The organism is Gilliamella sp. B3892 (assembly GCF_026536305.1).
Classification (GTDB): Bacteria; Pseudomonadota; Gammaproteobacteria; order Enterobacterales; family Orbaceae; genus Gilliamella.
Map to the genome: position 1 here is coordinate 179,441 of NZ_JAFNOK010000004.1, position 8,248 is coordinate 187,688.

Annotated in this window: 9 protein-coding genes; 3 read left to right on the forward strand and 6 right to left on the reverse strand. The window is 36.3% G+C overall.

Features of this window, described 5'->3' with window-relative positions:
• Positions 1–44: 44 nt before the first annotated feature.
• Positions 45–1,007: an aldo/keto reductase gene (locus J3U74_RS06400; protein ID WP_267329641.1), complete on the reverse strand. Its 963-nt coding sequence runs from the start codon at positions 1,005–1,007 to the stop codon at positions 45–47.
• 158 nt (positions 1,008–1,165) lie between these two features.
• On the opposite strand from J3U74_RS06400, the gene J3U74_RS06405 reads away from it, so the two are divergent.
• The 3 genes from J3U74_RS06405 (at position 1,166) to J3U74_RS06415 (ending at position 3,013) form a co-directional block, all read left to right on the forward strand.
• A complete protein-coding gene (locus J3U74_RS06405) occupies positions 1,166–2,050 on the forward strand; it encodes a LysR family transcriptional regulator (RefSeq protein WP_267329640.1) in 885 nt (294 codons plus the stop codon).
• Between the two features lie 509 nt (positions 2,051–2,559).
• Positions 2,560–2,829, forward strand: coding sequence for a hypothetical protein (locus tag J3U74_RS06410; RefSeq protein ID WP_220219545.1), 270 nt, complete (start codon positions 2,560–2,562; stop codon positions 2,827–2,829).
• A complete protein-coding gene (locus J3U74_RS06415) occupies positions 2,822–3,013 on the forward strand; it encodes a hypothetical protein (RefSeq protein WP_267329639.1) in 192 nt (63 codons plus the stop codon). The genes J3U74_RS06410 and J3U74_RS06415 overlap by 8 nt, the downstream gene beginning before the upstream one ends.
• 760 nt (positions 3,014–3,773) lie before the next feature.
• Here J3U74_RS06415 and J3U74_RS06420 read toward each other — a convergent pair.
• From J3U74_RS06420 to J3U74_RS06440, 5 genes are all read right to left on the reverse strand, one after another.
• Complete coding sequence (locus tag J3U74_RS06420; protein WP_267328539.1) at positions 3,774–4,304, reverse strand: tail fiber assembly protein; 531 nt, start codon at positions 4,302–4,304, stop codon at positions 3,774–3,776.
• A 24-nt stretch (positions 4,305–4,328) separates the two neighbouring features.
• Complete coding sequence (locus J3U74_RS06425) at positions 4,329–5,120, reverse strand: hypothetical protein (protein ID WP_267328540.1); 792 nt, start codon at positions 5,118–5,120, stop codon at positions 4,329–4,331.
• Positions 5,117–7,654, reverse strand: coding sequence for a host specificity factor TipJ family phage tail protein (locus J3U74_RS06430; protein WP_267337954.1), 2,538 nt, complete (start codon positions 7,652–7,654; stop codon positions 5,117–5,119). Before J3U74_RS06430 ends, J3U74_RS06425 begins: the two co-directional genes overlap by 4 nt.
• The gene (locus J3U74_RS06435) at positions 7,638–8,057 is read right to left on the reverse strand and encodes an NlpC/P60 family protein (RefSeq protein WP_267337955.1); all 420 of its coding nucleotides are present in this window, start codon (positions 8,055–8,057) and stop codon (positions 7,638–7,640) included. Before J3U74_RS06435 ends, J3U74_RS06430 begins: the two co-directional genes overlap by 17 nt.
• On the reverse strand, positions 8,050–8,248 hold a 199-nt coding region (locus J3U74_RS06440), incomplete at its 5' end, for a hypothetical protein (RefSeq protein WP_267337956.1). The genes J3U74_RS06435 and J3U74_RS06440, both read right to left, overlap by 8 nt.

Consider the following 8,248-nt stretch of genomic DNA (forward strand, 5'->3'; position numbering starts at 1 on the left):
TCACCTTGATATTTGTCAGTAAATCACAAATCTAAAACAAATAATTAAAGTGCGCCGACAATTGGATGCGCTACATAAAGCTCTTCAAGATAAGTTATCTCGTCATCGGATAATGATACCAACAAAGCTCCGACAGCATCATCAAGATATTGTGTTTTGGTAGCACCAATAATTGGCGCCGTCACCCCTTTGGCAAATTGCCATGCTAACGCAATTTGCGTCATAGTGACATGATGTTTTTCGGCAAGTTCCTGCACTCTTTGCACAATTTTTCTATCGGCGCTCTCCATTCCGTCATATTTGGCGATAGCGGTTTGATCTGTTTGGCTACGTAACGTATCGGTATGCCATTGCGAGCGTGCCAACCTACCCGCAGCTAAAGGACTATACGGCGTTAATGAGACATTAAATTGTTTACAAATCGGAATCAATTCACGCTCATCTTCACGATATAATAAATTATAGTGATTTTGCATCGACACAAACTTGGTCCAGCCGTTTTTTTCAGCGGCAAGTTGCAGATTAAAAAATTGATAACCATACATAGCGGATGCCCCTAAAGCTCTTACTTTCCCGGCTTTAACCAGCTTGTGCAATGCTTCCATAGTCTCTTCAATTGGCGTACTATAGTCAAAACGGTGAATAATATACAAATCAATATAATCGGTACCTAGTCTTTTTAACGAGCCTTCAATCTCTTTTTCAATTGCGCCCTTAGATAAATGCCCTTCATTAAAATAGACTTTAGTGGCTAAAACCACCTTATCTCGCTGGATATTTCTCTTAATTGCTCGACCTACATATTCTTCACTGGTGCCGGCCGAGTAGGTATTTGCGGTATCAAAAAAATTAATGCCTAAATCAAGTGCATGCTTAATAATTGTTTCACTCTCATCCGGATTGAGCGTCCAAGCGTGCATTTTACTGGCTGGATCCCCAAAACTCATGCAACCTAAACAAAAACGTGAAACTTCAATATCGGTATTGCCTAGTTTTACATAATCCATAATATCCTCTCTTTAACTGCGACATGATGATCTAAAGACCTATTTTGTGATCGGCACATAGCCCTTAGCTGATAAAATCATTGTAATCACAATATTGATTGAGATAAATAAGTGATTGATTTATAGTATCATGAATAATATTCATCAATATACTGCATATGTATAACTTTAATGAGTTAAATTACTTTATCACAATCGCCAAAGCTGGGAGCTTTGTCAAAGCGGCAAAATCCTTAGGCGTCTCTTCCTCCGCCCTCTCCCATAGTATGCGGAGTCTTGAAAGTCGTTTAAATCTTCGTTTATTTAATCGAACAACAAGAAGTATGTCATTAACCGAAGCAGGCGATCAACTCTATAAGCAAATCGCCCCATTATTTCACTCCATTAACAACGAAGTTAACGCCTTATCTGACTTTCTAAGTACACCTTCGGGAACAATTAAAATTAATGCGTCCAGTCTGGCAACGCAAACAATTCTTTACCCCAAACTGCGCCATATTTTAAAACGTTATCCACAAGTTAAAATTGAAATTCAATCTGATAATAATTGGGCGGATATTGTTAAACAAGGATATGATATGGGGTGTCGGATCGGCGATGATCTGCCTAAAGAGATGATAGCAGTAAAAATCTCTGATCCATTAAAAATGGCGCTGGTAGCAAGCCCGAGTTACCTCAAAAATAAAACATTACCGGAAAAAATAAGCGATTTAGATCAACACCAGCTAATCGGATTAAGAATCTCTGCCCAGCATGCTAGCGAATTGACCTGGGAATTTATCGAAAATGGTAAAATCGTCAATTATCAGCCAACCTCTCAATTCACCACCAATAATCATATACGCAAACAAGCAGCCTTAGATGCGCTAGGCATCACGTGGATCGGCCGCCTTGAAGTTGAAGAAGAACTCGCTAATGGAACCTTAATCGAACTCTTACCCAAATTTGCCATAACCTATGAACCTTTTTATATCTACTACCCAAGCCGTAAAGGTCACTCAAACGTTTTCAAATTGGTGGTTGAGGCATTAAAATTTCCCTGACCGGTAACCAATTTCAATCATTCTTCTAGTCTTTATTTTGGATAAAATTTTATTAAATCTAAAGAATATTTAACAATTGCTCCCTATTCGCTTTTGAGATAAGTACTTAAGATTGGGGTGTAAAACTGAGTATTTGCTATTAGGTTTAATTATTACGAAGTGCGTTGTTTAGCTGTTCGATAAAAGAGAGATAATTTATTACATCGGTTTATTTGATGTTTAAGTGATGATTAGGGCGATCCCACTCCCCTTGCCTCAACAATGCATTAAACATCCCGCTAAGATAAGAACGGTCAATCTGTTTTTTATGGGGGCTTAATCGTGATTTTTGTCAATTACGTGATACAATCTTAACCGTTAAATATTAGGAAAACGATAACACACCCAGTTTTTTGAAATACGCTCACTAGCAGAGTGATCATACCAAGAACAGGGAGTTAATACACAATTATTGCTGGGACACAAATATCGTAGCACGACTAAATTATACAATGATGTGAGAGTAGAGAATGGCAGCACCTGAGAATTTAAAAACATATAGAGTTTATGTGTTAAAACAACGCCGTGGCGGAAGTGAGGTATTACTTGACACACGAACAAATACAACTAATTTTGAAATTGCCAAAATCGCATTTTGGCAATTATATAATGAAAATTTTGATAATAAACATTTGTTATTAATGACATGTAACAGTAAAAAAATTAATGTGTACCGCTTTCAATCAAAAGTCGGTGACGATTGCTATATCGATAAAAATTCCGAGTTAAATTATGAATAGAGAAAGACAACGCAAAAATGAACAAGCATACAGAGCAAGGAATGCCGGACGTCCTCGCTTTCCGGGCGCGTATTTAACAGAAGATGAGAGCGCTTTACTAAAGGAAATGGGTGCAATTTGCGGCACTCAGAGAGAAGCAATATTTGCAGGGCTAAAACTTTTAAAAGAAAAATTAAAAAAATGAAGAATAATTGCTACTAATAACGCAAAAATTCGTGGCACTCATATTGTTGAATTAATAGCAAATGAATACGAAGACTTGCCAACTAATCCGTACAACTCTACTACAAGATTTTTTATATATCGCTTCGATGTGGAATATTAAATCTCATTGAACAAAAAACTCGATTACCAGCTTTTTTGCATACAATAAATAAAATCAACCGCCATTAATTTTTTTTGATGATTTTATAAAAATGAAATTATTAGGAAAATTATTGTTTTTATTGGTGCCAGTGGTCGGACTCGAACCGACACGCTTTTAAGGGCGGCGGATTTTGAATCCGATAACTTATTATTATAAATCAATACGTTATAAAATTTACTTGGAATATACAGTGCTTTTTGCTAAGTTTTTTATCATTAAATATCAATAATTTATTCAATTATATTCTTGCATATTCTAACACTTTTTGCGACTCTTCTCCCAATTTTTCACTCCAATTCACGCTCCAAAAAAATATGAGTTTATGATGAATAAAACTAATTAATTTTTCATAACATGATTACAATAAACTATACAAAAATAATGTACATACTTACCGATCCTAATAACGATTCAATTTATGATTGCGAAAATGATTCATATATGATTTTTTCTGTCTCTCGATATACACAAAGATTGGTGATGCTTTTATCACAACGATGAATTAAACAAAGTTGATATTTTGGATTCGTATCCAGATGCGGTTGAGTATGTGAAGTTGAAGATTGATAGCGTTTAGTTATTCAGGCTTAGATGGAAATACAACATTAATATCTGACGTATCAAGACGAGTTAATAAAATGCGATATTTTTTCCATTTTTTAAGCTGTGCTTCTTCGTCATTCTCTTGCATATCAAGATCAATAATATCTTGAAGTATTGCTATTTTATCGTTTGCTTCATTAAGTAATGTGTTTCTTAAAGCTTGATTATTTTTAATCATTTGTTCATTTTCCGCTTCCTCGTCATGTACCCACTCTTCACCATTCCATTTACAAAATTCAAACGGTTCCAACAGCGTAAAACCCTCTTTAATTTGACCAAGGTAGTCAATATTAACAGCTTCCTTTGTTTCAATATTGTACGCAGTTTTCTCTCGGTTATCCTCAACTAAAACCCACTTACCGTTATTCTCGCAGGGGTGAAGCCCATCTTTAAATTCGGGGGCTAAACGTAACGCATTATCAGGTGGTAATGTGTCATCGTTCGCTTCTAATTGATGTGTAAATGGTTTTAAATCGTTTGTGTTATCGTAATAATAATTAATCATAAATTTTCCTATTTATTTAGGGAGTTAAACACCAAGATAAATTACGGGGGTCAATCCGACATTGATCGGTCTATTCTCATTCGCTGTAGGTACTACATTTGATGCGCGAAAATCATAACCCCATGCAGCCCAGTCTTTCCGGGGCGCGGTTGCGCCGTTTTCTGGATAAATTGCCGCCGTACCTTTAAATGCACCGCGAGTATATGCGTCATGTTGTTCTACAACACTAGCATCGAAATGCCCCCAAATGTCTCGTATAGCGTCCCCCTCAATACTACCTACTTGTCGAGTAGTTCCATTAACCGCTCGCTCAAAAAAACCACGACCATCAGGTGCAAACGCTGTTGGCACGTTAATATATTGTTGACCGTTAATATTTTTAATCGTAATGCGATGATCGTTTTTATAGTTAGCTGATAAACTATTTAAAGCCTGTCCCTGTGCCGAACTTAATAAGTAATTATCCCCATTTCGGGGATACCAACCAAACGGCAATTCTTCACGTCGAAACGGCATTAAATCCCATTTCCCTATCCAATCGGTGCACACGAAATGGCTGCTTACCACATAAACTGTTACACCATTTTCATTGGTATGCGCTGATGAGACGGGTAAGAATGATCTGCCTTGAATTTGATCAACTGAATGTCTTAAATCATTTAGTATTTTATGTTTTGTTTGAAATCGATTGCCAAAACGATCTACTGTGTAATCATTTTCACTATTCACCCACTCATCAATTATGATTGTATTATCATTTAAGTCTGCTAATGCGTTTGAAGGACATGGATTTTGGGTATTTTGTCTTGCTGTCATATATTTTCTCCAGATGAAAAAAAACCGCTTTCGCGGTCGTATTCGTATATTCTAGAATCGTAATTTGTTAAGCTTACTTTATAAGCCCCGTTATTAAATTGCTTTTTTGTTAAAATGAATTCAGTTGGCTCTTCATTTATTGTTTCAGCAATAATGAAAAGCGAACCCATTTGTATGTTGTTGTTGTTTGCAACGTATGCGCTTGAATAATCAGCGGTGAATGAATGTTCATCATGAGATTTCATGTTAATCCAGTTGCTGGGATAACCGCACTTGTCTGTAATTGCAACTCTATATGATTTATTGCTATCTAATGACAATTCTTGATCAACATAAAATTTATTGCCTTGAATTCTCACAATTTCACCCGAGACGATGCTTTCATCGTACGTATCTGACCACAGCACAAGGTCGCCTTTTTCTACAAAGTTAGCATCATTCAAAACTTCATCTTCTACAAATGTCCGTTCATAAATTAATCGTCTTATCTCAAGTTGAGCTCGATCCATCGCCTGCTCGTAATTTCGGCATCCTGCAAGTTCGATTTTATTCGGTGTGCGCGCAAAACCCTTTACTATTTGATTATTCGAAATACGAAGATTTATATAAGATTTTTTATCCGTCCCTCCAGCTCTATCCTTGCTTGAGTCAACATATTCAACTTGTACCCCATCATGAGTTGAAGGCAAATTTGATTTTTTTTGCACTACTCCCCCTTCGCTTGAGTTGACAGTATTTAAAGCATTGAATAAAGCAACAGGTCTAACCTTCTCTTCATTTCTTGCGAAACGCCATTTCTGTCCATCTCTATACACATAAACACGGGCTGCATTACATATAGTCTCTATACGTTGTCCAAGCGAAACATCAATATCATCAAATGAAAAATCAAAGTAGCCAAGCCTTTCGTTGCAATTTTTTATACGCCTATCTATTTGGTATAACGAATCTAAATCAAGCTGCCGAGGGTCGCGCCCGAAGACTGAAACAAATTGATGAAGAACTGCATCAGCAAACGATCTTGATGGCTTGAGACTGTAATCTATTTCTTTAGTGGCAGCGTTATATGTGATGGTTTTGCGGGTAGCTTCGACATTGAACTTAAGCTCTTTTAATGCTGTTGCTTGTGATGTCGCACGAGTAGAAACATATATTAAAGTATCTTTCACTTTATAATTATATTCATAATCAATAATACATACGTTTTCAACTTTAACTTGATCCGTTAAATCACTTCTCCCATTATTCAGCCTTCCCATTTTTATTGCATATTTATTTCTACCGTGTCTGGGTGCTACTTTTATTGTAATACTCTGTGGTTTGTAAGTGTTTCTGTTAGATTCCCACGTTGTTCTTTCAAGAGTTCCGGGGATTTCATTGCCAAAATCATCCACAACCCACCAAATAAATTCAATATTTATATAACCTTGCAATCCTCTTTGAAAAACCAAATCTATCCAAATTTCAGTGCCAGCTTCCGGCAATATGAAAACATCAGTATAAACCCCGCCCGTATGCTCAAGCTTTAAGTAAGATTTTTTTGGGATAATGTTCTTTACTTTTCCATCACCATTCCAGTTCGGAGGTGTTTCACGATTCGTAATTTCAACACGTTCAACTCTATCACCTGTTATTATAAAGCGATTTTTATCGACGATCGTTGTTCTTAATACCGCTCTGAATTTCACATCAGCATCATAAGTACTATAAGTACATTCAACTGTAGCTCTTACAGTAAAATTAAATTCATTTGGTTTACTTGCATTTTGAAAATATTCACTTCTGTCGCCATCCTTTAATACTATTGTCACACTACCATTTTCGATATTACAACTCGATAAATCATAATGTTCTTCAACATGTAAAACTTCGTCGGACAAATTCGGCGGTATCAGTTCTTGACCATCAACTTCAGCGCTTTGAAATTGATACTTAACCCTAGGAATAATATCGCCCGGCTGATAAACTTTATATGTGGTACCAGTTATTTTATTTAATAACGTTTGATCATATTTGAGATTATTTAAATCATAATAACCGACACCGATACAAAACAGATGGTCGATATATTTAATATTATCTATATATTCTGAGCCTGCCGGATTTACAATATCAGGATAAGAGCGAACACAACCGTAAATATCGGGTTTAGCTTGATATAGTCTAGCTATATTTGTCTGCCCGGTGAGTTTATTATTAGTACTGTCTTTCTGCTCCCCAATAGCATTTGGGGTTTTTGGCGTTGGTGTTAATGCATATGCAACAACAGCGGCGACTACAGCAACAATTATGCTAACAACGACCGACGCTTGCTGACGATTAACAATGACAACTTTATCAAAAATACTCGCATTTCTTGATAAATCATATTCTAGAGGATTTATTTTCTCATTATTGACATATATGTCTGTTACAGTGTTGTCAAAACCGTTTGGAAATTTATTGCGAATATTTTGAAGAAGTGAAAGAGAGGTGTCGAGTTGATATATTTCTTTTTCGGTCAGTCCGTTAGGGTCTTTATGATATATCAGCATATTGGTAGTACTCCACTTTTGTATAGGCTTTTTCTATTGCTTCCAGCTTGTTATATTGAACTTGTCCGCCTTGAATTTCATTTCCTTTAGCGTGCAACATATGGTTATCTATCACAACACCCACATGAGACGGAAGATCACCAACATAAGCAAGAAACACTGCATTGTTACTCTTTTCGCATGGTTTCCAGTTTCTAAGTGATTCCGGTATAGCCTCATTCTGGATTGTCGTTTTCTTTGATTGATAACCGATTATTGTTTTTAGTTCTATTCCTAAAACATGTCGATAATAAAGAATCACCAACCCCCAACAATCCATTTCATCAAAAGTACATGCTCTATCTACCCATTTTGTACCAATCACCTTGTTAATAAATTCATTAACTGTCATTTTTTTATGCATAAGCCAGTCCTCTGTATTCTTCAAGGGTATAAATTGGGTTGCTCTCTGTATGCCTAGGTTTTGCCAGCACCATTGGATTATCATCCGTTGCTGTAATTTCAACAGTGGTGCGGTTAAATCTTATGCCCTCTTCCGATATATAAAGTGAGTAGCGTTGTGTTGGCTTATTCATTGATAGCTCGTTATATTGT

Coding starts and splice junctions, on each gene's coding strand:
- J3U74_RS06435 (WP_267337955.1), bottom strand. CDS start 8,057: ATGCATAAAAAAATGACAGTTAATGAATTTATTAACAAGGTGATTGGT.
- J3U74_RS06405 (WP_267329640.1), top strand. CDS start 1,166: ATGTATAACTTTAATGAGTTAAATTACTTTATCACAATCGCCAAAGCT.
- J3U74_RS06425 (WP_267328540.1), bottom strand. CDS start 5,120: ATGACAGCAAGACAAAATACCCAAAATCCATGTCCTTCAAACGCATTA.
- J3U74_RS06400 (WP_267329641.1), bottom strand. CDS start 1,007: ATGGATTATGTAAAACTAGGCAATACCGATATTGAAGTTTCACGTTTT.
- J3U74_RS06410 (WP_220219545.1), top strand. CDS start 2,560: ATGGCAGCACCTGAGAATTTAAAAACATATAGAGTTTATGTGTTAAAA.
- J3U74_RS06430 (WP_267337954.1), bottom strand. CDS start 7,654: ATGCTGATATATCATAAAGACCCTAACGGACTGACCGAAAAAGAAATA.
- J3U74_RS06415 (WP_267329639.1), top strand. CDS start 2,822: ATGAATAGAGAAAGACAACGCAAAAATGAACAAGCATACAGAGCAAGG.
- J3U74_RS06420 (WP_267328539.1), bottom strand. CDS start 4,304: ATGATTAATTATTATTACGATAACACAAACGATTTAAAACCATTTACA.